The sequence below is a fragment of the Streptomyces sp. NPDC046465 genome (assembly GCF_040646035.1).
GTDB lineage: Bacteria > Actinomycetota > Actinomycetes > Streptomycetales > Streptomycetaceae > Streptomyces.
This window is the reverse complement of record NZ_JBEYZK010000010.1, coordinates 297,473-319,915: the sequence shown is the minus strand read 5'-3', so window position 1 is coordinate 319,915 and position 22,443 is coordinate 297,473. Positions and strand designations below refer to the sequence as shown.

20 protein-coding genes and 1 tRNA gene are annotated in these 22,443 nt (G+C 70.5%); 16 read left to right on the top strand and 5 right to left on the bottom strand.

The genetic code is table 11. The features are described 5' to 3' along the window. From ABZ953_RS18265 to ABZ953_RS18240, 6 genes are all read left to right on the top strand, one after another. Positions 1-1,344: biotin/lipoyl-containing protein (locus ABZ953_RS18265; RefSeq protein ID WP_361724326.1), on the top strand; the 1,344-nt coding region annotated here is incomplete at its 5' end. 62 nt (positions 1,345-1,406) lie between these two features. Continuing rightward, positions 1,407-2,375 (top strand): hydroxymethylglutaryl-CoA lyase, encoded by a 969-nt coding sequence (locus ABZ953_RS18260; protein ID WP_361724393.1) that lies wholly within the window; start codon positions 1,407-1,409, stop codon positions 2,373-2,375. 6 nt (positions 2,376-2,381) lie between these two features. Then, positions 2,382-3,536: an acyl-CoA dehydrogenase family protein gene (locus ABZ953_RS18255; RefSeq protein ID WP_361724323.1), complete on the top strand. Its 1,155-nt coding sequence runs from the start codon at positions 2,382-2,384 to the stop codon at positions 3,534-3,536. A 161-nt stretch (positions 3,537-3,697) separates the two neighbouring features. Further along, on the top strand, positions 3,698-4,744 hold the full coding sequence (locus tag ABZ953_RS18250) for an ABC transporter substrate-binding protein (RefSeq protein ID WP_361724320.1): 1,047 nt from the start codon (positions 3,698-3,700) through the stop codon (positions 4,742-4,744). Between the two features lie 175 nt (positions 4,745-4,919). Next, entirely contained in the window at positions 4,920-6,329 is a 1,410-nt protein-coding gene (locus tag ABZ953_RS18245) for an aspartate aminotransferase family protein (RefSeq protein ID WP_361724317.1), read from the top strand. After that, on the top strand, positions 6,313-6,867 hold the full coding sequence (locus tag ABZ953_RS18240) for a GNAT family N-acetyltransferase (RefSeq protein ID WP_361724314.1): 555 nt from the start codon (positions 6,313-6,315) through the stop codon (positions 6,865-6,867). Before ABZ953_RS18245 ends, ABZ953_RS18240 begins: the two co-directional genes overlap by 17 nt. An 88-nt stretch (positions 6,868-6,955) precedes the next feature. On the opposite strand, the gene ABZ953_RS18235 is transcribed toward ABZ953_RS18240, so the two are convergent. Further along, positions 6,956-8,569 (bottom strand): beta-N-acetylhexosaminidase, encoded by a 1,614-nt coding sequence (locus ABZ953_RS18235; protein WP_361724311.1) that lies wholly within the window; start codon positions 8,567-8,569, stop codon positions 6,956-6,958. Positions 8,570-8,762: 193 nt separating this feature from the next. Here ABZ953_RS18235 and ABZ953_RS18230 point away from each other — a divergent pair, with 193 nt between their 5' ends. The 3 genes from ABZ953_RS18230 to glmS all read left to right on the top strand — a co-directional run bounded on the left by ABZ953_RS18230 (position 8,763) and on the right by glmS (position 11,848). Next, a complete protein-coding gene (locus tag ABZ953_RS18230) occupies positions 8,763-9,659 on the top strand; it encodes a DUF4429 domain-containing protein (RefSeq protein WP_361724308.1) in 897 nt (298 codons plus the stop codon). Between the two features lie 101 nt (positions 9,660-9,760). Beyond that, on the top strand, positions 9,761-10,018 hold the full coding sequence (locus ABZ953_RS18225; RefSeq protein WP_361724305.1) for a hypothetical protein: 258 nt from the start codon (positions 9,761-9,763) through the stop codon (positions 10,016-10,018). 12 nt (positions 10,019-10,030) lie between these two features. Next, positions 10,031-11,848 carry a glutamine--fructose-6-phosphate transaminase (isomerizing) gene (glmS, locus tag ABZ953_RS18220; protein WP_361724302.1) on the top strand — a complete coding sequence of 606 codons (1,818 nt, stop codon included), beginning with the start codon at positions 10,031-10,033 and terminating at the stop codon, positions 11,846-11,848. A gap of 293 nt (positions 11,849-12,141) precedes the next feature. Here the strand turns inward: glmS and ABZ953_RS18215 are convergent, their stop codons facing one another. Continuing rightward, positions 12,142-12,666, bottom strand: coding sequence for a universal stress protein (locus ABZ953_RS18215; RefSeq protein WP_361724299.1), 525 nt, complete (start codon positions 12,664-12,666; stop codon positions 12,142-12,144). A 355-nt stretch (positions 12,667-13,021) separates the two neighbouring features. Between ABZ953_RS18215 and ABZ953_RS18210 the strand changes: the two genes are divergently transcribed. The 4 genes from ABZ953_RS18210 to ABZ953_RS18195 all read left to right on the top strand — a co-directional run bounded on the left by ABZ953_RS18210 (position 13,022) and on the right by ABZ953_RS18195 (position 15,861). Beyond that, complete coding sequence (locus ABZ953_RS18210) at positions 13,022-13,438, top strand: hypothetical protein (RefSeq protein ID WP_361724296.1); 417 nt, start codon at positions 13,022-13,024, stop codon at positions 13,436-13,438. Between the two features lie 396 nt (positions 13,439-13,834). After that, on the top strand, positions 13,835-15,064 hold the full coding sequence (locus ABZ953_RS18205; RefSeq protein ID WP_361724293.1) for a helix-turn-helix domain-containing protein: 1,230 nt from the start codon (positions 13,835-13,837) through the stop codon (positions 15,062-15,064). Between the two features lie 10 nt (positions 15,065-15,074). Next, entirely contained in the window at positions 15,075-15,677 is a 603-nt protein-coding gene (orn, locus tag ABZ953_RS18200) for an oligoribonuclease (RefSeq protein WP_361724290.1), read from the top strand. Positions 15,678-15,788: 111 nt separating this feature from the next. Further along, positions 15,789-15,861 (top strand) — tRNA-His (locus tag ABZ953_RS18195). A gap of 70 nt (positions 15,862-15,931) precedes the next feature. Here the strand turns inward: ABZ953_RS18195 and ABZ953_RS18190 are convergent. Together ABZ953_RS18190 and ABZ953_RS18185 are read right to left on the bottom strand one after the other, a co-directional pair. Next, positions 15,932-17,152: a hypothetical protein gene (locus tag ABZ953_RS18190; RefSeq protein ID WP_361724287.1), complete on the bottom strand. Its 1,221-nt coding sequence runs from the start codon at positions 17,150-17,152 to the stop codon at positions 15,932-15,934. 197 nt (positions 17,153-17,349) lie between these two features. Then, complete coding sequence (locus ABZ953_RS18185) at positions 17,350-17,928, bottom strand: hypothetical protein (RefSeq protein WP_361724284.1); 579 nt, start codon at positions 17,926-17,928, stop codon at positions 17,350-17,352. A gap of 404 nt (positions 17,929-18,332) precedes the next feature. On the opposite strand from ABZ953_RS18185, the gene ABZ953_RS18180 reads away from it, so the two are divergent. Beyond that, entirely contained in the window at positions 18,333-18,578 is a 246-nt protein-coding gene (locus ABZ953_RS18180; protein WP_361724281.1) for a chaplin, read from the top strand. A gap of 76 nt (positions 18,579-18,654) precedes the next feature. Here ABZ953_RS18180 and ABZ953_RS18175 read toward each other — a convergent pair whose 3' ends face one another. After that, positions 18,655-19,770 (bottom strand): LacI family DNA-binding transcriptional regulator, encoded by a 1,116-nt coding sequence (locus ABZ953_RS18175; protein WP_361724278.1) that lies wholly within the window; start codon positions 19,768-19,770, stop codon positions 18,655-18,657. Positions 19,771-20,069: 299 nt separating this feature from the next. Here ABZ953_RS18175 and ABZ953_RS18170 point away from each other — a divergent pair, with 299 nt between their 5' ends. Both ABZ953_RS18170 and ABZ953_RS18165 read left to right on the top strand, forming a co-directional pair. Next, positions 20,070-21,404 carry an extracellular solute-binding protein gene (locus tag ABZ953_RS18170; RefSeq protein WP_361724275.1) on the top strand — a complete coding sequence of 445 codons (1,335 nt, stop codon included), beginning with the start codon at positions 20,070-20,072 and terminating at the stop codon, positions 21,402-21,404. Positions 21,405-21,409: 5 nt separating this feature from the next. Then, positions 21,410-22,429: a sugar ABC transporter permease gene (locus ABZ953_RS18165; RefSeq protein ID WP_361724390.1), complete on the top strand. Its 1,020-nt coding sequence runs from the start codon at positions 21,410-21,412 to the stop codon at positions 22,427-22,429. Positions 22,430-22,443 lie beyond the last annotated feature (14 nt).

Sequence of the window (22,443 nt, the reverse complement as noted above, 5' to 3'; positions counted from 1 at the left end):
GTGGAGCGGTGGATCGACCGCCCCCGGCACATCGAGATCCAGGTCCTCGCCGACGGCCACGGGCACGTGGTGCACCTCGGCGAGCGCGAGTGCTCCCTCCAGCGCCGCCACCAAAAGATCATCGAGGAGGCGCCCAGCGTCCTGCTCGACGAGGCCACGCGCGCGGCGATGGGCGCCGCCGCCGCCCAGGCCGCCCGCAGCTGCGGCTACGCGGGCGCGGGCACCGTGGAGTTCATCGTCCCCGGCTCCGACCCCTCCGCCTACTACTTCATGGAGATGAACACCCGCCTGCAGGTCGAACACCCCGTCACCGAACTCATCACCGGCCTCGACCTGGTCGAGTGGCAGCTGCGGGTGGCGGCGGGCGAGGAACTGCCGTTCGCCCAGGACGACATCACCCTCACCGGGCACGCCATCGAGGCCCGCATCTGCGCCGAAGACCCCGCCCGGGGCTTTCTGCCCTCCGGCGGCACCATCCTCGCCCTGCACGAGCCGCACGGCCACGGCGTGCGCACCGACTCCGGCCTGAGCGAGGGCACGGAGGTCGGCAGCCTCTACGACCCGATGCTCTCCAAGGTCATCGCGTACGGCCCCGACCGCGCCACCGCCCTGCGCAAGCTGCGCGCCGCCCTCGCCGACACGGTCACCCTCGGCGTGCCCACCAACGCGGGCTTCCTGCGCAGGCTCCTCGCCCACCCGGCCGTCGTCGCGGGCGACCTGGACACCGGCCTGGTGGAGCGCGAGGCGGACGGCCTCGTCCCGGACGGCGTGCCCGACGAGGTGTACGAGGCGGCGGCCGCCGTCCGCGAGGACGCCCTCAAACCCACCGGCCAGGGCTGGCGGGACCCCTTCTCCACCCCCAGCGGCTGGCGGCTGGGCGGCACCCCCACCCCCCTCACCCACTGGCTCAAGGCGCCGGGACTCGACCCCGTCCCCCACCGCCTGCACGACCCCGCCCCCACCGTCACCCCCGACCACGTGCGCGTCACCCTCGACGGCACCCTGCACACCTTCCACCGCGCGGGCGACTGGCTCGGCCGCGACGGCGACGCCTGGCACATCCAGGACCACGACCCGGTGGCCGCTTCCCTGACCGGCGCGGCGCACGCGGGGGCCGACGCCCTCACCGCGCCCATGCCCGGCACCGTCACCGTCGTCAAGGTCTCCCCCGGCGACACAGTCACCGCAGGCCAGAGCCTGCTCGTCGTCGAAGCCATGAAGATGGAGCACGTCATCTCCGCCCCCCACACCGGCACCGTCACCGAACTCGACGTCACCCCCGGCACCACCGTCGCCATGGACCAGATCCTCGCCGTCGTCACCCCCGAGGAGGAGCAGGAATGACCGGCACCGATCCGACGGCCGCGCGGGACGAGCCGCTGGAGCTGGCGGAGGCTCCGCTCCCCATGGTCGTGCCGACCCGGGACCTGCCCGCCCGCGTCCGCATCCACGAGGTCGGCGCCCGTGACGGCCTGCAGAACGAGAAGACGGTCGTTCCCACCGAGATCAAGGCGGAGTTCATCCACCGCCTCGCGGACGCGGGCCTCACCACCGTCGAGGCGACCAGTTTCGTGCACCCCAAGTGGGTGCCCCAACTGGCCGACGCCGAGCAGCTGTTCCCGCTCCTCGGCGACCTCCAGGGCGTGCACCTGCCGGTCCTCGTGCCGAACGAACGCGGTCTGGACCGCGCCCTCGCGCTCGGCGCGCACCGCGTCGGCGTCTTCGCCAGCGCCACCGAGTCGTTCGCCAAGGCCAACCTCAACCGCACGGTGGACGAGGCCCTCGCGATGTTCGCCCCGGTGGTCGCCCGCGCCCGCGAGCAGGGCGTGCACGTCCGCGGCTATCTCTCGATGTGCTTCGGCGACCCCTGGGAGGGCGCCGTGCCGATCTCCAGGGTCGTCCGCGTCTGCCGCGCCCTGCTCGACATGGGCTGCGACGAGCTGAGCCTCGGCGACACCATCGGGGTGGCCACGCCGGGCCACGTCTCCGCGATGCTCGCCGCGCTCAACGCGGTACAGGTGCCGACCGAGCGCATCGGCGTCCACTTCCACGACACGTACGGCCAGGCGCTCACCAACACCCTCGCCGCGCTGCAGCACGGCGTGACGACGGTGGACGCGTCCGCGGGCGGCCTCGGCGGCTGCCCGTACGCGAGGAGCGCCACCGGCAACCTCGCCACCGAAGACCTCGTCTGGATGCTGCACGGCCTCGGCATCGACACCGGGGTCGACCTCGTCCGTCTCAGCGCCACAAGCGCCTGGATGGCCGACCAGTTGGGCCGGCCCAGCCCGTCCCGCACCGTCCGTGCCCTCACGGCCCGCTCCCACGACGAGCCGGCCGACTCCGAGCAGACCGCCTCCCACCAGGAGCAGTGAAGAACGATGGACCACCGTCTGAGCCCCGAGCACGAGGAACTGCGCCGTACGGTCGAGGCGTTCGCCCACGACGTCGTCGCCCCCAAGATCGGCGACTTCTACGAGCGGCACGAGTTCCCCTACGAGATCGTCCGTGAGATGGGCCGCATGGGCCTGTTCGGCCTGCCCTTCCCCGAGGAGTACGGCGGAATGGGCGGCGACTACTTCGCGCTCGGCATCGCCCTTGAGGAGCTCGCCCGCGTCGACTCGTCCGTGGCGATCACCCTGGAGGCGGGCGTCTCGCTGGGCGCCATGCCGATCCACCTCTTCGGTACGGATGAGCAGAAGCGCGAGTGGCTGCCGCGGCTGTGCGCGGGTGAGGTCCTCGGCGCGTTCGGCCTGACCGAGCCGGACGGCGGTTCGGACGCGGGCGGCACGCGGACGACGGCGGTGCGCGACGGCGACGACTGGGTGATCAACGGCTCCAAGTGCTTCATCACCAACTCCGGCACGGACATCACGGGCCTGGTCACGGTCACCGCAGTCACCGGCCGCAAGGAGGACGGGCGCCCGCTGATCTCCTCCATCATCGTGCCGTCCGGGACGCCCGGCTTCACGGTGGCGGCGCCCTACTCGAAGGTGGGGTGGAACGCCTCGGACACCCGTGAGCTGTCCTTCGCCGACGTCCGGGTGCCCGCCGCGAACCTGCTGGGCCAGGAGGGCCGCGGGTACGCGCAGTTCCTGCACATCCTCGACGAGGGCCGCGTTGCGATCTCCGCGCTCGCCACCGGGCTCGCCCAGGGCTGTGTGGACGAGTCCGTGAAGTACGCCAAGGAGCGGCACGCCTTCGGCAAGCCGATCGGCGCGAACCAGGCCATCCAGTTCAAGCTCGCCGACATGGAGATGCGGGCGCACATGGCCCGGGTCGGCTGGCACGACGCGGCGTCGCGCCTGGTCGCGGGCGAGCCCTTCAAGAAGCAGGCGGCCATCGCCAAGCTCTACTCGTCGACGGTCGCCGTCGACAACGCCCGCGAGGCCACGCAGATCCACGGCGGGTACGGCTTCATGAACGAGTACCCGGTGGCGCGCATGTGGCGGGACTCCAAGATCCTGGAGATCGGCGAGGGCACGAGCGAGGTGCAGCGCATGCTGATCGCGAGGGAGCTGGGCTTCGCGGGCTGAGGCCGCGCGGCGGACGTGAGGCGGACGCGAGGCGGACGTGAGGCGGACGTGGCGCGGACGTGACGCGAGGGGCCGCTGGATCCGGAGTTAGCTTAGGTTAGCCTAAGCTCTAGTTCCGGCCAGCGGCCCGTCGCCGTACGTCCACGAAAGCAGAGACCCTCATGCCCCAGGCCCGCTTCCCCCAGCCCTCCCGTCGCGGCATCCTCGCCGCCGGTGGCGCCCTCGGCCTCACCGCCGCCCTGGCGGCCTGCGGCAGCGAGAAGAAGGACGGGTCCGGCAAGACCGAGGGCGGCGGCAAGACCGGGCCCTGGAGCTTCAAGGACGACCGCGGCACGACCGCGAAGCGGGACGCGACGCCGAAGAACATCGTGGCGTTCACCGGCGTCGCCGCCGCCCTGTTCGACTACGGCATCGAGTGCAAGGGCGTCTTCGGCCCGACGACGACCGGCGGCGGCAAGCCCGACGTCCAGGCCGGCGACATGGACGTCAGCAAGCTGACGGTCATCGGCAACGCGTGGGGCCAGTTCAACATCGAGAAGTACGCGGCCCTCGCCCCGGACGTGCTGATCTCCACGATGTTCGACGACAAGGGCACCCTCTGGTACGTCCCCGAGGAGAGCAAGGACAAGATCCTCAAGTTCGCCCCCAGCGTCGGCATCAGCGTGTACGACCGCCAGTTGACCCACCCGTTGCAGCGCATCCAGGCCCTCGCCGAGTCGCTCGGCGCTGACGTGAAGTCCGACAAGGTCGTCAAGGCGAAGAAGCGCTTCGAGGACGCGTCCGAGCGGCTGCGCAAGGTCGCCAAGGCGCACAAGGACATCAAGGTCCTCGTCGGCTCCGCGAGCCAGGACCTGTTCTACGTCTCCGGCTCGAACCTCTCCGTCGACCTGGAGTACTTCAAGGCGCTCGGCGTGAACCTCGTCGAGCCGCCGGAGAAGGCGAAGAAGGCGTCCGGCGGCTGGTTCGAGAACCTCAGCTGGGAGAACGTCGACCAGTACGACGCGGACGTCATCATGATGGACAACCGCTCCTCCGCCCTCCAGCCGGCCGCCCTCGACAAGTCCAAGCCGACCTGGCGCAAGCTCCCCGCGGTCAAGGCGGGTCAGGTCATCCCGCGCGTCGCCGAGCCCATTTTCTCGTACGACAAGTGCGCGCCGATCCTGGAGGACCTGGCCGACGCGATCGAGAAGGCGAAGAAGCTCAAGTAAGGCTTCCGCGACCGCGGTTCACCCAACTTTCTCCGGCTTCACCCGGCTGCCCCCTCCGCCACGGAGGGGGCAGTTCCGTTTTTGCGACCCGAGCCCCCGAGCCCCCGGACAGAGGAGATACAGACAGAGGAGATTAGGTTAGGCTTACCTTAGTTACCTCACCTGGAGGCAGTTCATGCGCTCGCACCTGCTCAATGACACCACCGCGGAGCGGTACCGCAGCTCCGTGACCGAAGGGGTCGAGCGGGTGGCCGCCCGGCTCGTCACCACCTCCCGCCCGTTCACCGGGATCACCGCCGACGACCTCGCGCCCCGCATCGGGGCCGTCGACCTGGACGAGCCCCTGCACGACACCGTCGCCGCGCTCGACGAACTCGACGAGCTGTACCTGCGCGACGCGGTGTACCTCCACCACCCGCGCCACCTCGCGCACCTGCACGCCCCCGCCGTCATCCCCGCCGTCCTGGGCGAAGCCGTGCTCAGCGCCGTCAACTCCTCCCTCGACACCTGGGACCGGTCCGCGGGCGCCACCCTCATCGAACGCCGCGTCGTCGACTGGACGGCCGGGCGCATCGGCCTGGGCCGGGACGCCGACGGCGTGTTCACCGGCGGCGGCGCCGAATCCGACCTGCACGCCCTGTTGCTCGCCCGCGAGGCGGCCGGGGACCGGGACCCCGCCGCCCTGCGCGTCCTCACCTCGGAGGCAGCACGCCCCGGCATCCGCAGGGCGGCCCACGTGCTCGGCCTCGGCGAGGACGCCGTCGTGACGGTCCCCACCGACCGGAACAAGCGCATGCAGACCGTGGCCCTCGCCCGCGCCCTCGAGCGCTGCCGACGCGACGACCTCTCCCCCATGGCGGTCGTCGCCACCGCGGGCACCGCCGACTTCGGCTCCATCGATCCGCTGCCCGAGATCGCCAAGCTGTGCGCGCAGTACGGCACGTGGCTGCACGTCGACGCCGCGTACGGCTGCGGGCTGCTCGCCTCGCGCAGGTACCGGCACCTCCTCGACGGCATCGAGCACGCCGACTCCGTCACCGTGGACTACCACAAGTCCTTCTTCCAGCCGGTGAGTTCGTCGGCGCTCCTGGTGCGCGACCGGGCGACGCTGTCCCGAACGGCGTACCGCGAGCGCGTCCCCGACCAGGCGGACAAGTCCCTGCGCACGACCCGGCGCTTCGACGCCCTGAAGCTGTGGATGACGCTGCGCGTGATGGGCGCGGACGGCGTCGGCGACCTCTTCGACGAAGTCTGCGAGCTGGCCACCGAGGGCTGGAAACGGCTCGTCGCCGACCCGCGGTTCGACGTCGTCGTCGAGCCCCAGCTGTCCACGCTCGCCTTCCGCTACATCCCCGCCGCGATCTGCGCCCCCGCCACGATCGACCGCGCCAACCTGTATGCCCGCAAGGCCCTGTTCGCCGCCGGGGACGCCGTGGTGGCGGGCGCCAAGGTGGGCGACCGCCAGTTCCTGAAGTTCACCCTGCTCAACCCCGAGACGACCGTCGCCGACATCACGGCTGTCCTCGAACTGATCGCCGACCACGCCGAGCAGTACCTGGGAGAGAACCTTGATCGCGCTTGCTGACTTCCGGCCCCGCGCCCACACGGCCGACGACGGCTTCACGCTGCGCCCTCTCGACCCGCTGACCGAGGCGGAGCTGGTGCACGGCTGGCTCACCCACCCCAGGGCCGCGTTCTGGCTGATGCAGCACGCCACGCTGACCGACATCGAGCGCACGTACATGGCGATCGCCGCCGCCGAGCACCACGACGCGTTCCTCGGCCTGCACCAGGGCGTGCCCTCGTTCCTGATGGAGCGGTACGACCCCGCGCACGTCGAACTCGTCGGCCTCTACGAGCCGCTCCCCGGCGACGTGGGCATGCATTTCCTCACCGCGCCCTACGACGTCCGCGTCCCCGGCTTCAGCCGCGGCGCGCTCACCGCGGCTCTGCGGGAACTGTTCGCCGACCCCGCGACCGAGCGCATCGTGGTGGAGCCCGACCTGCGCGACACCTCGACGCTCGCCCTCATCGAGGCCGTCGGCTTCCGCGCCGAGACGATCGTCCAGAAGCCCGAGAAGGAAGCCCTGCTGAGCTTCTGCTCCCGTGAGCGCTGGCAGTAGTCCGCGGTCACCTGCGCCGACGGGCGCCCCGGAGACGGTCCTCCGGGGCGCCCGTCCCCTTCACTGCCTCTGCTTCACTGCCTCTGCGTCACTTCGCGGGCCAGGGCACCTGCGGCGACTTGTAGTACCCGATGCCGAGGGCGTCCCAGCGCGGGGCCTGCGCGGCAAGCCGCACCTTGTACGTGTCCCAGTCGTGCGTGGCTGCGGGCGACCAGCCCAGCTCGGCGATGCCGGGCAGCCGCGGGAACGCCATGTAGTCGAGGTGCGCGGAGGTGGAGAGGGTCTCCGACCACAGCGGCGCCTCGACGCCCATGACCGAGTCCGCGGGAGCGCCCGCCAGATACGTCCCCGGGTCCCAGTCGTAGGACCGCCGCACCTCGACGTAGCCCGCCCAGGAGAGGCCGAGCGGGGTGTCCTTGGTGTACTTGTGGTCGAGGTAGGAGCGGTCGGCCGGTGAGAGGACCAGCTTGGTGCCGTTCTTCGCGGCGTTGACGACCTGCTCGCGCTCGGCGGCGCCCGTCCTGTCGTAGCCCCAGTACTGCGCGACGGCGCCCGCGACGGGCTTGGCGCCGGTCAGCTGGTGCCAGCCCACCACCGTCTTGCCGTACTTGGCGACCATCGGCTGCACCTTCTCCATGAACGCCACGAAGTCCTCGTGACTGGTGGAGTGCGCCTCGTCGCCGCCGATGTGGAGGTACTTGCCGGGCGTCATCGCGGCGAGCTCACGGATGACGTCGTCCACGAAGTCGTACGTGACGTCCTTCTTCGCGCACAGCGAGCTGAAGCCGACCTCGGTGCCGGTGTAGAGCGGCGGGGCGACGCCGTCGCAGTTCAGCTCGGCGTACGAGGCGAGTGCGGCGTTGGTGTGCCCCGGCATGTCTATCTCGGGGACGACCTCCAGATACCGCGAGGCGGCGTAGTCGACGATCTCCTTGTACTGCGCCTTCGTATAGAAGCCGCCCTTGCCGCCGCCGACCTGCGTGGACCCGCCGTACGTCGTGAGCCTCGGCCAGGAGTCGATGGCGATGCGCCAGCCCTGGTCGTCGCTCAGGTGCAGGTGCAGCTTGTTCATCTTGTAGAGGGCGGCCTGGTCGATGTAGCGCTTGACCTGGTCGACGGTGAAGAAGTGGCGGGATACGTCGAGCATGGTCGAGCGGTAGCCGTAGCGCGGCGTGTCCTTGATGGTGCCGCCCGCGATCCGCCACGGACCGCGCTGCCGGGTCGTCCGCTCCGCGGCGGCGGGCAGTTGCTGGCGCACCGTCTGGACGCCGTGGAAGAGCCCGGCCCCCGTCCCGGAGGTGATCGTGAGGGAGCCGCGCGCGGAGACGACGCGGTACCCCTCGTCGCCGAGCGGCTCGTTCGCGGGATCGGCGCTGATGCGCAGCCGAATGCCGTCGCCGCCCTTGCCGGTGGTGACCGGGAGCCGGTAACCGGTGGAGGGGCGGAGGACCTTGGCGAGGTACTCGCCGACGCGCCGTTCCTCCGCGTTGCCCTTGCCGACGAGGATCCGGGTCTTGGCGGTGATCTCGAACCCGGAACCGCCCGCCTCGGCCTTCAGGGGCGCGGGGACGACCTGGCCGAGCGGGGTGACGGGCTGCTCCGCCGCTTTCGGGGCGGGCGCGGCGGCGAACGAGGAAATACCGGCGGCCGCCACGAGCAGCAGCGCGCCGAATAGTCGTGTCGATCTTGTCTGCGATCTCACAAGCGGTTCCCTCCGACGGGCCGGCGCCGCGGGGTGGGGCACGTGTGCGGCGCGTCTGTGGTGGCGCGTGGCGCATCTGTGGTGCATCGCTTCGAACGGTCCTCATTGGAAGCTCGGGCCCCACCGGGGGTCAAGGGGTGGGGGTCGAGGGGTGTAGACCATTTAGTCGAGGGGGCGGTGCGAGAATCCCCGTATGGCGGAAATCATCCAGCGCGACGGCACATGGACCTTCGACGGGGAGACGCTGCGCCTGGTGCCGGGGCACGACAAGAACGTCTCCCTGCTGCGCAGAACCCTCGGCGAACTGGCCGTGCCTCTCCAGGCGTTGGCGGGTGTCGCCTTCGAACAGGGCAAGAAGTCGGGCCGGTTGCGGCTGCGCCTGCGGGACGGCGCCGATCCGCTGCTCCAGGCGGCGGGCGGGAAGCTGGCGGACTCGGCGGACCCGTACCAGCTGCAAGTCGAGCCGGACCGGTACGGCGTCGCGGAGTATCTGGTCGACGAGGTACGCAACGCCCATCTGCTCGAACAGGTGCCGGCCACGCCCTGCGACGCCTATCTCCTCACCGGCCCTTCCGTACCGCTGTCCGTCTCCGCGGGGGACGCCACGGCGAGCTTCGACGGGGAGGCCGTCCGCCTGGAGTGGAACTGGAAGACGGAAGAGGCGAAGGCGGCGACCGGCACGCGGTCGCTGGCGCTCGCCGACATCGCGGCCGTGGAGTGGCAGCCCGCGGTCGGCCTGGAGAACGGCCACCTCCGGTTCACCGTGCGGAACGCCCCGACCAAGGCCCCGGCGAAGTACGACCCGAACTCCGTCGAGCTGTGGGGCTTCAAGAAGGACCCGCTGATGGCGCTGGTGGCGGCCGCCGTCCAGGCCCGCCTGCCGCACCCCGCAGCCCCCGTTGCCCCCGCCGCGCCCAAGGCGCTCGCGGGCGCGCCCTCCGAGGCAGCGGCCCCGGCCCCGCAGCCCCCGGCCGACGGCCACGACGCGCTGCTGCGCCGACTGCGGGAGCTGGGCGAGCTCCACCAGGCCGGGATCCTCACCGCGGAGGAGTTCGCGACGGCCAAGCAGGCGGTCCTGCGACGGATGTAAGACACAGGACGCGTGCAAGAAACGACGCACGCAAGACACGAGCCTGCCCGATTTCGGGCAGGATTCTTGCGAATGGGCATGCGATACCCCAGGATCAACGAATGCACGACGACCTGGTGGACCACCTCACCCGCAGCACCCCGCTCCAGCGGGGCGAAGCTCTGCGGGTCGTCCAGGACGTGCTCGCCTACTTCGACGAGACGACCGAAGCGTTCGTCCGTCGCCGCCACCGCGAGCTGCAGGGTCAGGGCCTGCTGAACGCGGCGATCTTCGAACAGATCTCGGCGGATCTCACATACCGCGCGGTCGCGCCGCCCGAGCTCACCCTCCGGCAGCTGCGCCGCATCATCTACGGCTAGGACACCCTCTTCATGTGTGGAATCGTCGGTTATATCGGCAAGCGTGACGTGGCCCCCCTTCTCCTCGAAGGGCTCCAGCGCCTGGAGTACCGCGGCTACGACTCCGCGGGCGTCGTCATCACCAGCCCCAAGGCCTCGGGCCTGAAGATGGTCAAGGCCAAGGGCCGCGTCCGCGACCTGGAGGCGAAGGTCCCGGCCCGCTTCAAGGGCACCACCGGCATCGCCCACACCCGCTGGGCCACCCACGGCGCTCCCTCCGACGAGAACGCCCACCCGCACATGTCGGGCGACGACAAGGTCGCCGTCGTCCACAACGGCATCATCGACAACGCCTCCGAGCTGCGCGCCAAGCTCACCGCCGACGGCGTCGAGTTCCTCTCCGAGACGGACACCGAGGTCCTCGTCCACCTCGTCGCCCGCTCCCAGGCGGACACCCTGGAGGAGAAGGTCCGCGAGGCCCTGCGCCACATCGAGGGCACGTACGGCATCGCCGTCCTGCACGCCGACTTCAACGATCGCATCGTCGTCGCCCGCAACGGCTCCCCCGTGGTCCTCGGCATCGGCGAGAAGGAGATGTTCGTCGCCTCGGACGTCGCCGCGCTCGTCTCGCACACCCGCCAGGTCGTCACCCTCGACGACGGCGAGATGGCCACCATCAAGGCCGACGACTACCGCACCTACACGACCGAGGGCTCCCGCACGACGGCCTCGCCGACCACCGTGGAGTGGGAGGCCGAGTCGTACGACATGGGCGGCCACGACACGTACATGCACAAGGAGATCTTCGAGCAGCCGGAGGCCGTGGACCGCGTCCTGCGCGGCCGCATCGACGACCGCTTCTCCACCGTGCACCTCGGCGGCCTGAACCTCGACGCGCACGACGCCCGCAAGGTGCGCCGCGTCAAGATCCTCGGCTGCGGCACCTCGTACCACGCGGGCATGATCGGCGCCCAGATGATCGAGGAGCTGGCCCGCATCCCCGCCGACGCGGAGCCCGCGTCCGAGTTCCGCTACCGCAACCCGGTCGTGGACCCCGACACCCTCTACATCGCCGTCTCCCAGTCCGGCGAGACGTACGACGTGCTGGCCGCCGTCCAGGAGCTGAAGCGCAAGGGCGCCCGCGTCCTCGGCGTCGTGAACGTGGTCGGCTCGGCGATCGCCCGTGAGGCCGACGCGGGCGTGTACGTCCACGCGGGCCCCGAGGTCTGCGTCGTCTCGACCAAGTGCTTCACCAACACCACGGTCGCCTTCGGCCTGCTCGCCCTGCACCTGGGCCGCATCCGCGACCTGTCGGTCTCCGACGGCAAGCGGATCATCGAGGGCCTGCGCAAGCTGCCGGGACAGATCTCGGAGGTCCTCAAGCAGGAGGACGAGATCAAGAAGATCGCCAAGCAGTACGCGGACGCCCGCTCCATGCTCTTCATCGGGCGCGTACGGGGCTACCCCGTCGCCCGCGAGGCCTCCCTCAAGCTCAAGGAGGTCTCGTACATCCACGCCGAGGCGTACCCCGCGTCCGAGCTGAAGCACGGCCCGCTCGCCCTCATCGAGCCCGCACTCCCCACGGTCGCGATCGTCCCGGACGACGACCTCCTGGAGAAGAACCGCGCCGCCCTCGAAGAGATCAAGGCCCGCAGCGGCAAGATCCTCGCGGTCGCGCACCAGGAGCAGGAGAAGGCCGACCAGACGATCCTCGTCCCGAAGAACGAGAACGAGCTGGACCCGATCCTGATGGGCATCCCGCTGCAACTCCTCGCCTATCACACGGCGTTGGCGCTCGGCCGGGACATCGACAAGCCGCGCAACCTCGCGAAGTCCGTGACGGTCGAGTAAGACCTGCGACATGAACGACCCCCTGTGCGTGCCACCAGCACACAGGGGGTCGTTCTTCGAAGGGCCGGGGTCGCCCATTACCCCGACCCGCGCCCGCCTCGGCCGGTGGCCGTCACCCCCCGGCCTGCGGGGCGCCCCGGCAGAGCCATGGGTCCGTCGGTGCAGTGACCCTTATGTACCCTTCACAAGGGCACATGCCACCTCTACGCGCGAGTAGATTTATCTGTCCACAATTGCGCCCCATCACGGGAGTTGAACGTGCTACCGGCCAACTCACCGGTAACGACAGGGCGTTACGGGATGACCACGACGGGCCGCTGGGCGCGGCGGGCGAGGCGTCCCGCGACGGAGCCGAAGATGCGGCCGACGATGCCGTGCGTGGAGCCGACGACGATCGCGTCCGCGCTGTACTCGCGGCCGACCTCCTCCAGCTCGTGACAGATGTCGCCGCCGCGCTCGACGAGGATCCACGGCACCTCGGAGAGGTACTCCGCACAGGCCAGTTCGAGGCCGAGCACTTCGGTGCGGTGGTCCGGCACGTCCACGAAGACCGGCGGCTCGCAGCCGGCCCACACGGTGGTGGGCAGCCGGTTGGCGACATGGACGATGATCAGACCTGATCCCGAGCGATGGGCCATTCCGATCGCGTACGCGAGGGCGCGCTCACTGGAGGTCGAGCCGTCGAAGCCGACGACGACGCCGTGCTGGAAGGCGGGATCGCAGGAGTGGCGTGGTTCTTCCGCCGCTTGGGGGGTCGCTGTCGGATCGGCGACCTGCCTCTTGCGGTCCGCGGGTTCGGAGAATTCGTGACCGGCCATCGGTGTCTCGGCGAAGGAGTCCTCTGTGGGAGGGTCGGCTTTTTCAGGTGACGCAGAAGTTCAGGACCTGGAAGGTCGTCCGGGAATCATCTTCCCAACCCCATACCCCCAAGGGTACGGCGACACTCCTCTCCTGCCCAGAGCCTGCGAAAAGCCCCGCACGGAGCCCCGCCGGGGCCATCACAGGCCGCCCGGCGTTCACCGGAGCATGCACGAGCCTCGCCCGTATGGCAATGGTTGCTGCCTCCTACAGGCGGTTTGCCCACCCGTCCGGCGCCACCCGGAGCCCTCCCCAGTGACCCACCGGGTGGCCGGACGTTGAACCTCCGTACCTCACCGCCACAGGGAGCACGCCGTGCCTGGATTCTCGACCGCGCCCCCACCCTCCACCCGCTTCCCGGATTCACCCGAGCAAGGCCCCGAGACGCAACGGGCCCAGCGGCCCCAGCGGACCCAGCACGCACAGGGAGACCGACAGGACGCCCCCGCGCAGGATGCGGCGAGCGACGTGGTCCGCTGGGCCGCGTTCAGTTGCGTGCTGGTCCCCGTCGTCCTTGTGGGATACGGGACGTCGCTGCTCGGCGCCGCCGGTTCGGCGCTCGGCCTGGTGGCCGTCACCGGGGTCTGCCGGGTGCTCCTGCGGCAGTCCGAACGGGGCGCCGCGCGACTGCTTGCAGAACAGAACAACGGGTACCGGGGGCGGCACGGCAGGACGGCCTCAGGGGCGCACAGGGGCACTCGTCACAGTGCCGACAGTGCGCCGGTGGACTGACTGATTCACACACACGCTCCCGTAGCTTTTCAGCCAACTTCCGGGGCCTGGCGATTCCCTGGCCGAACGCCCCCTCAACCCCCGTCCGACCAGGGCTGAAAGGTGCTCTCAGGCCGTCTGCACCCTACGGGGACCGGCCATGGAGCCGAGGCGCACTTCCCAGCAAGCCGCGCGAGTGCAACGCTTCGTGATCGAATGCTTCACGCCAAGTTGCCATGTCGACAATCTGCCGAGTGATGAACTGGTCACCCCGGCAGCACGGGACGCAGTAGATTCGATCTTGACTGTATTACGGCGGGGGACTGGTGGAGGACCGAGGGGAAACGTGCAGGAGCGACAGGCCCAGCAAGCACGTCAAGAACAGGGAGCCGCGACGCCCGAGGGGGGTTTAGCACCATGAGCCACGACTCCATTGCCGCGCCGGAGGCCGCGGCTCGGAAACTCTCGGGGCGGCGCCGCCGGGAGATCGTAGCGGTGCTGCTCTTCAGCGGCGGTCCCATCTTCGAGAGTTCCATACCGCTCTCCGTGTTCGGCATTGACCGGCAGGACGCAGGAGTGCCCCGGTACCGGTTGCTCGTGTGCGCCGGTGAGGAGGGACCGCTGCGGACCACCGGCGGACTCGAACTCACCGCGCCACACGGCCTGGAGGCGATCGGACGGGCAGGCACCGTCGTCGTACCGGCCTGGCGGTCGATCACATCGCCGCCACCACCGGAGGCGCTGGACGCGCTGCGGCGCGCGCACGAGGAGGGCGCCCGCATCGTCGGGCTCTGCACCGGTGCGTTCGTACTCGCCGCGGCAGGCCTGCTCGACGGGCGCCCGGCGACCACCCACTGGATGTACGCGCCGACGCTCGCGAAGCGTTATCCGTCCGTCCACGTGGATCCGCGCGAGCTGTTCGTCGACGACGGGGACGTCCTGACGAGCGCGGGCACCGCGGCCGGAATTGATCTCTGTCTGCACATCGTGCGCACGGACCACGGCAACGAAGCGGCGGGCGCGCTCGCCCGCAGGCTCGTGGTGCCACCGCGCCGGGCCGGCGGCCAGGAGCGCTATCTCGACAGGTCTTTACCTGAGGAGATCGGCGCGGACCCGCTCGCCGAGGTCGTCGCGTGGGCCCTGGAACACCTCCACGAGCAGTTCGACGTGGAGACCCTGGCCGCGCGCGCCTACATGAGCAGGCGCACCTTCGACCGCAGGTTCCGCTCGCTGACCGGCAGCGCGCCGCTGCAGTGGCTGATCACCCAGCGGGTGCTCCAGGCACAGCGGCTGCTCGAGACCTCCGACTACTCCGTCGACGAGGTCGCGGGCCGCTGCGGCTTCCGCTCGCCGGTGGCGCTGCGGGGTCACTTCCGGCGCCAGCTCGGCTCGTCCCCCGCCGCCTACCGGGCCGCCTATCGCGCCCGCAGGCCACAGGGTGAGCGGGCGCTGGAGTCCGTGTCGGCGACGGCGCAGTCCGTGCCCACCCTGGTGGAAGCGGGCCCGGTGCCGTCCCAGACCCGGCGTACGGCGGCCGCGAGCGCGCTCGGCCCATCGGCTTCGGTGCCCACCGAACCCGGCAAGCCGAGCTCGGACATCTACGCGCCAGGACGTGCTCCCCTGCCCGGCCAGAGGAGCGCGCCGTAGGGTAAGACGCATGAACGATCGCATGGTGTGGATCGACTGCGAGATGACCGGGCTCTCGTTGACGGACGACGCACTTATCGAGGTGGCCGCACTGGTCACCGACTCGGAACTGAACGTGCTCGGCGAAGGTGTGGACATCGTGATCCGCCCGCCGGACGCAGCGCTGGAGACCATGCCCGAGGTGGTGCGCACCATGCACACCGCCTCGGGGCTCCTCGACGAACTGGCCGGCGGCACGACGCTGGCCGACGCCGAGGAGCAGGTCCTGGCGTACGTACGTGAGCACGTCAAGGAGCCCCGCAAGGCTCCGCTGTGCGGTAACTCGGTCGGCACCGACCGCGGCTTCCTGCTGCGGGACATGCAGACCCTGGAGGAGTACCTCCACTACCGCATCGTCGACGTCTCTTCGATCAAGGAGCTGGCGCGCCGCTGGTATCCCCGGGCGTATTTCAACAGCCCGGACAAGAACGGCAACCACCGCGCGCTCGCCGACATCCGTGAGTCCATCGCCGAGCTGCGCTACTACCGCGAGGCGATCTTCGTCCCGCAGCCGGGGCCGGACTCCGACACCGCGCGGACGATCGCGGCCAAGCACGTCCTGCCTGCGGAATAGCCGTAGCGAGAGCCCTGTGTACGGGGTCCGGAAAACGTGTGCGCGAGCACCCCTTCGGACCCTGTACACTTTTTCTCGGCCGGTCGGAAGAACGACAAAAGACCGGACATGGTGGGTGTAGCTCAGTTGGTAGAGCACCTGGTTGTGGTCCAGGTGGCCGCGGGTTCAAGTCCCGTCACTCACCCTGATCGAAGAAGGGCCGGTCCGCGAAAGCGGACCGGCCCTTCTTCGTACCCGGAACCTACGCGGCGTACCTACGCGGCAGGCGGGCCGTTGCCGTTGCCCGGGGCCCGGTTGGCCGCGGCCCGCAGGCCCGCCACCGTGAGCGCCACGACCAGCAGTGCGGCCAGCGTCGCGGCGACCGCGGACAGGGCGGGCAGCGGTGCCGCCACCCCGTCGGGCCGCAGCGCGTAGGCGAGCGCCGTGGAGTGGACCCGGTCGTCCACGAGGTGCCCGACGGCCAGCGCCCCCGCCACCAGGGTGCTCGCCACGGCCACCACCGGCGACCTGCTCAGGAACAGGGCCACGCCCGCCACGGCGCAGATGACCGAGACGCCGATCGCGGCCGAGAGGCCGGCCGTGGGCGCGCCCGACCAGTGCGGCGGGAAGTGTGCCGCCGCGCAGAGCAGGAGCAGTACGCCCGCAGCCCGGCGCATCCACACCAGCGCTGTGCTGCCCTGGGCGCGCGCGGCCGCGGCGGCCGGGACGCGTGCGGCGGGGTGGGCGGTCCCGGTGGTCCCGGTGGACGGCGCGAGCTGCGCGGCCGCGGTGGCCGGGGTCCTGGCCTCGACGCTGTCGGAGGCCTTGTGGTCCCGCAGGCTGCCGATCAGCTGCATCAGATCCTCGACGGACCGGCTCGTGCCCGCGGCGTGCACCGCCTCGGCGCCGGTGTGCGGGTCGTGCGGCGGCCGGGAGAGCAGGTGGACGAGGCGGCTCACCTCAGGGATGGGCCGTTCCTCGGCGGCGTGCCGGATGGCCTCGTCCATGTGCCCGGCGGGGCGATCCGGCGGACCGAGGAGTTCGACCAGCCGGGTGACGTCGTCGACGGAGCGGGCCACGGCCGCAAGGCGCAGGACCGACGCGGCGGTCGGCATGTCGGCGGGCGACTGCTCCAGAAGGGTGACGAGGTCGACGACGTCGTCCAGAGGCCTGGAGACCACGGCGACGCGTATGAGCTCGTCCACCGCGTCGTCCTCGTCGTCCTGCGCCACGGGTTCCTGCGCCACGGGTTCCTGGGGTGCGGGTTCCTGGGGTGCGGGTTCCTGGGGTGCGGCGACGGGGTCGTGCGGCGGCCGCTCCGGGGGTGCGGCGCCGGATCCGTGGGCCGTGTCGTGGTCGGCGGTCTGCGGCCACGGGGTGGGCTCGGCATGGGGTGGGGCGCCGAGCTGCGCGGTGCCCCAGTGAAGCGACGTCGAAACCAGAGGGTCGCCCGCTCCGGACCTGTCCCCGGCGGCAGAGAATGACTCAGCGGCCATGTTTCACTTCTCCATTTCAGCGGGACGTCCTCGCCCCGCATGTGAGCGTGTATCCCGTTCTATGCACGGTTCATTCGCCCCGCCACTGGAGAAGTCGCCCGCCGGCGGCTCCGGACGCCGGAACGACGCAGGGGCCGACCCACGGAAACGGGTCGGCCCCTCCGGGTCTCCGGTCGGCGCCGGTCAGCCCGGCCCGGTCAGCCCTGGGCCTTGTGGATCTTCCAGTCGCCGACGTCGGAGCTGCGGTTGAAGTACGCGTTGGTGCACAGGTCGTACTTGCCGCCGACGGCCGTGGTCGTGTTGTTGGTCTCCAGGAAGCCGCCGTTGTCGTCGTAGAGGTTCCACAGGTGGACGATGTCGCCCGCCCTGACGCTCTGGTCGGCCGGGCTGGAGCTCCGGGCGAGGATCCGCCAGCGGCCGGTGCCCGCCGCGCGGTCCCGGGCCTCGGAGGTCGCCACGTCGTACTTGGCGCCCGCGTTCTTCTGCACGTCGCTCGCGTGGCCGTTGGTGTCGAGGTAACCGCCGTCGCCGCCGTACTGGTTGCGCAGGTACACGACGTCGCCGCTGATCACGGGCTGACCGGTCGACTTGCCGGTCGCGGAGAGGATCTCCCAGGTGCCGGTGCCCTTGCCGCGCGAGGGGGTGTCGGTGGTCGACACCTGGTACTTGCCGCCGGCGGCGCTGCTGTGCCCGTTGGTGTCGAGGTAGCCGCCCTGCCAGCCGTTGTATCCGTTCTGCAGGTGGATCTGGTCGCCGTACTTGAGCTCGTTCGCCATCGAACTTCCCTTCGTGGACGACACTGCGTACCGACACCCGCCCGGCAGCCCTCACCGGCGCCGGGCGGGTCAGCAGTCATCTTGGCAATTCAGCTCATTGCTGCGACCGGATTGACAAACCTGGCGAAAACTCGCGTGACGCGCTTCCGGCCACGAAGCGGACAGCACCGGTCCGGACCCAGCCGCCTCACCGGGATGGCCGGACCTGCGTAAGCGCCAGGTCAGCCGCCGCCCCGCCACTCTCCGACCCCGCTCCCGCCACCCCGCCCCCGCTCGCTGCGCCGTGCCGTTCAGCCGACTTCCTTCGTACGGGCCGTAGTTCATATGGCCGTCAGCGGTCGCGGAAGGGCCGGGACTGCGATGAGTTGGACTCGCACGCGTCCCCGAACCACTGGAGGTCCTCCATGCGTCGTGCCCGTGTTCTCACCGCCGCTGTGCTGCTGTCCGGTCTGACCGTTCTCGGAGGTGCCGGACAGGCGCTGGCCGACGACGGGCCGACCGCCACGACCGGCAACAGCCCCGGCATCCTCTCCGGCGACAACATCCAGGTGCCGGTGAAGGTCCCGGTCAACGCCTGTGGCCTCGGCGTGAACCTCCTCGGGCTCCTCAACCCGAACTCCAACAACTCCTGCGCCAACGACAACAGCTAAGGCCGGTCGCAGTGCGAAGCCCCCGACTCGACCGCGAGCCGGGGGCTCACCCACGAGGAGGCACAGTCGCCGCCGCTCAGGACGACGCCCGCTCCACCAGCTCCGTGGGCAGCACGAGCTGCGGGCGGCGCCCATGACGGACACCCGCCCGAGCCCTGTCGCCGCCCGCCCGAGCCCTGTCGCCGCCCGCCCGAGCTCCGCCGCCGCCCCCCGCGAGCGACGCGATCTCCGCGAGCAGGAGGTCCGTCATCGCGCGGCCCATCTCCGTGATCGGCTGACGCACGCTCGTCAGCGGCGGGTCCATGTGCCGGGCGATCGCCGAGTCGTCGAAGCCGATCAGCGCCACGTCCTGCGGAATGCGGCGGCCCGCCGTACGCAGCACCTGACGGGCGCCCGCCGCCATCACGTCCGAGCCCGCGAAGACCGCGTCCAATCCCGGGGCTCGCGCCAGGAGTTCGGCCATCGCGCGGCGGCCGCCCTCCTCCGTGAAGTCGCCCTGCACGATCAGCGCCTCATCGACCGGGCGGCCCGCGCTCTCCAGGGCGTCCCGGTAACCGTCCAGGCGGCGCTGGGCGCCGTACACGTCGAGGCGGCCGGTGATCGTCGCTATGGTGCGGCGGCCACGGGCCACGAGGTGGTCGACGGCCGCCCGCGCCCCCGCGAAGTTGTCCGAGTCCACCGAGGCAAGCGTCTCGTCCGCCGACCTGCGGCCGCTGATCACCGCGGGGATCTCCAGCTGCTCCAGGAGGTCGGGCAGCGGATCGTCGGCGTGCACGGATACGAGCAGGACGCCGTCCACGCGGTGCGCGGCCAGGTACTGGGCGAGCCGCCTGCGTTCCCGGTCGCCGCCCGCGAAGGTGAGCAGGAGTTGCATGTCCGTGTCGGCGAGGGCCTGGCCCACGCCGTGGAGGATGTCGGAGAAGTACGGCTCGGCGAAGAAGCGCGACTCCGGCTCGGGCACGACGACCGCGATCGAGTCCGTGCGGTTGGCGGCGAGCGCGCGCGCCGCCGTGTTCGGAACATAGCCGAGCTCGGCCACCGCCGCCTCGACGGCCGCACGGGTGGGCTCACTCACCCGGGGCGACCCGTTGATCACCCGGGACACGGTGCCGCGGCCGACTCCGGCGCGGGCCGCGACCTCTTCGAGCGTGGGCCGCCGCCCGCTCCGCCCCCTGGGCTGACCAGTCCCCATCTGTGCCTCCCAACGACGCGAATGTAACAGCCGGTTCACGCCGGGCCGCCGGTCCGGACCCCGCCCGGGGACGGCTCCCACACCGCCCGCCGACTGCCTTCAACTCTTGGCGTCCGTCGCCTTGACACCCCCGCGGCGAGCCGCGACTCTTCAAGTCATCACACATGGGAGCGCTCCCACCGTACCTGGCTCTTACACGACCCGCACGTTCCCCGCCCGCGCCCGACAGCGCCAACTCGCCGTCGCGGCACCCCGGTTGACCGAGGGCGGTCGGCACGTCAGGGCATGAGGAGGACGTCATGCGCCACAGGACCCGTACGTACCGCAAGGTGACCGTTCTCGCGGCCGTCACCGCCCTCGCCGCCGGCCTACTGGCAGGCTGCGCCGACGACGGTGACGAGCCGGGCGGCTCGTCGGGCGGCGGAGGAGGCGGCGGGAAGGGGAAGACGACGCTCACGATCGGCGTCTTCGGAGCCTTCGGCCTGCAGGAGGCCGGTCTCTACAAGGAGTACGAGAAGCTCCACCCGGACATCACCATCAAGCAGAACTCCGTGCAGCGCAACGAGAACTACTGGCCCGCGCTGCTCACCCACCTCAGCAGCGGCAGCGGCCTCTCCGACATCCAGGCCGTCGAGGTCGGCAACATCGCCGAGCTGACCACCACGCACTCCGGCAAGCTGATGGACCTCGGCAAGACCGGCGGCGTCGACAAGGACGATTTCCTGGACTGGAAGTGGCAGCAGGGCACCGCCAAGGACGGCAGAACGATCGGGCTCGGCACCGACATCGGACCGACCAGCATCTGCTACCGCAAGGACCTCTTCAAGAAGGCCGGACTGCCGACCGGCCGCGAGGAGGTCGGCAAGCTCTGGGCCGGTGACTGGGACAAGTACCTCGCGGCGGGCAGGCGTTACCAGGCCAAAGCCCCCGAAGGCACCTCCTTCGTGGACGGCGCGACCGGCGTGATGGCGGCCGTGCACGCGTCGGGCAAGGAGAAGTTCTACGACAAGGACGGGGAGCTGGTCTACAAGGACAACCCGGCCGTGAAGGAGGGCTGGGACCTCGCGGCCGAGTTCGCTGAGGCCGGGCTTACCGCCAAGCTCCAGCAGTTCCAGCCCAGTTGGGACCAGGCCATCTCCAACGGCTCCTTCGCCACCCTCTCCTGCCCGCCCTGGATGCTCGGCTACATCAAGGACAAGGCGGGCGACAAGGGCGAGGACAAGTGGGACGTCGCCCCCTCCCCCAGGCCCGGCAACTGGGGCGGCTCCTTCCTGACCGTGCCCGAGGCGGGCAAGAACAAGAAGGAGGCGGCCGAGCTCGCCGCCTGGCTGACCGAGCCCAAGCAGCTCGCCACGCTCTTCGACGAGCGGGCCAGCTTCCCGAGCGCCGACGCCGCGTACGGCCTGCCCGAAGTGAAGGACGCCAAGAACCCCTACTTCGGCGACGCGCCCGTGGGCCGGATCTTCTCCAAGGCCGCCGAGGGCGTGCCGGTCCAGCCCATCGGCCCCAAGGACGGAATCATCTCCCAGTACCTGGCCGACACCGGGATGCTCGGCGTCGACCAGAAGGGAACCGCTCCCGACAAGGCCTGGGACAAGGCCGTGAAGACGATCGACAACGCTTTGGACCAGTGACCGGGATGACGAGCGACGCCACCACCGCCGTGCCCTCCCCGGGAGAGGAGGGCGCGGCCCCCCGCGCCGGGTCGGTCACAGGGCCCGCGGACCCCGCCGATGAGCGCCGCAGGGCACGCCGCAGCCGCCGCTACCGCTGGGACGTCAAGTGGAGTCCCTACGCCCTCATCGCCCCCTTCTTCCTCTTCTTCCTCGCCTTCGGGCTCTTCCCGCTGCTCTATACGGGGTGGGCCTCGCTGCACCGCGTGGAGCTCGGCACGCCCACCGACATGGAGTGGGTGGGGCTGCGCAACTTCACCCGGCTCTGGGACGACGAGTTCTTCTGGCACGCGCTGCGCAACACCTTCACCATCGGGCTCCTGTCGACCGTGCCGCAGCTCATGATGGCGCTCGGCCTGGCCCATCTCCTCAACTACCGGCTGCGCGGCTCGATGTTCTTCCGGGTCGCGATCCTCACGCCGTACGCCACGTCGGTGGCCGCGGCGACGCTGGTCTTCGTGCTGATGTTCAGCCGCACCGACCACGGAATGATCAACTGGGGTCTCGGCCTCATCGGCATCGACGCGGTCGACTGGCAGAACGGCGACTGGACCGCGCAGTTCGCCGTCTCCTCCATCGTGATCTGGCGGTGGACGGGCTACAACGCGCTCATCTATCTCGCGGCGATGCAGGCCATCCCGCACGACCTGTACGAGTCGGCGGCGCTTGACGGCGCGAGTCGCTGGCAGCAGTTCCGGCACGTCACGATCCCTTCGCTGCGGCCGACGATCCTGTTCACCTGCGTCGTCTCGACGATCGGGGCGACCCAGCTCTTCGGTGAGCCGCTGCTGTTCAGCCAGGGCGCGAGCCCCACCGGCGGCTCCGACCACCAGTTCCAGACGCTCGGCCTCTACCTCTACGAGCAGGGCTGGTTCAACCAGCACCTGGGCCGGTCCTCGGCGATCGCCTGGACGATGTTCCTGATTCTCGTACTGATCGGCCTCGTCAACTGGGCCATCAGCCACCGGCTCCGCAAGAGCGCGTGAGGGGATGACGTGAC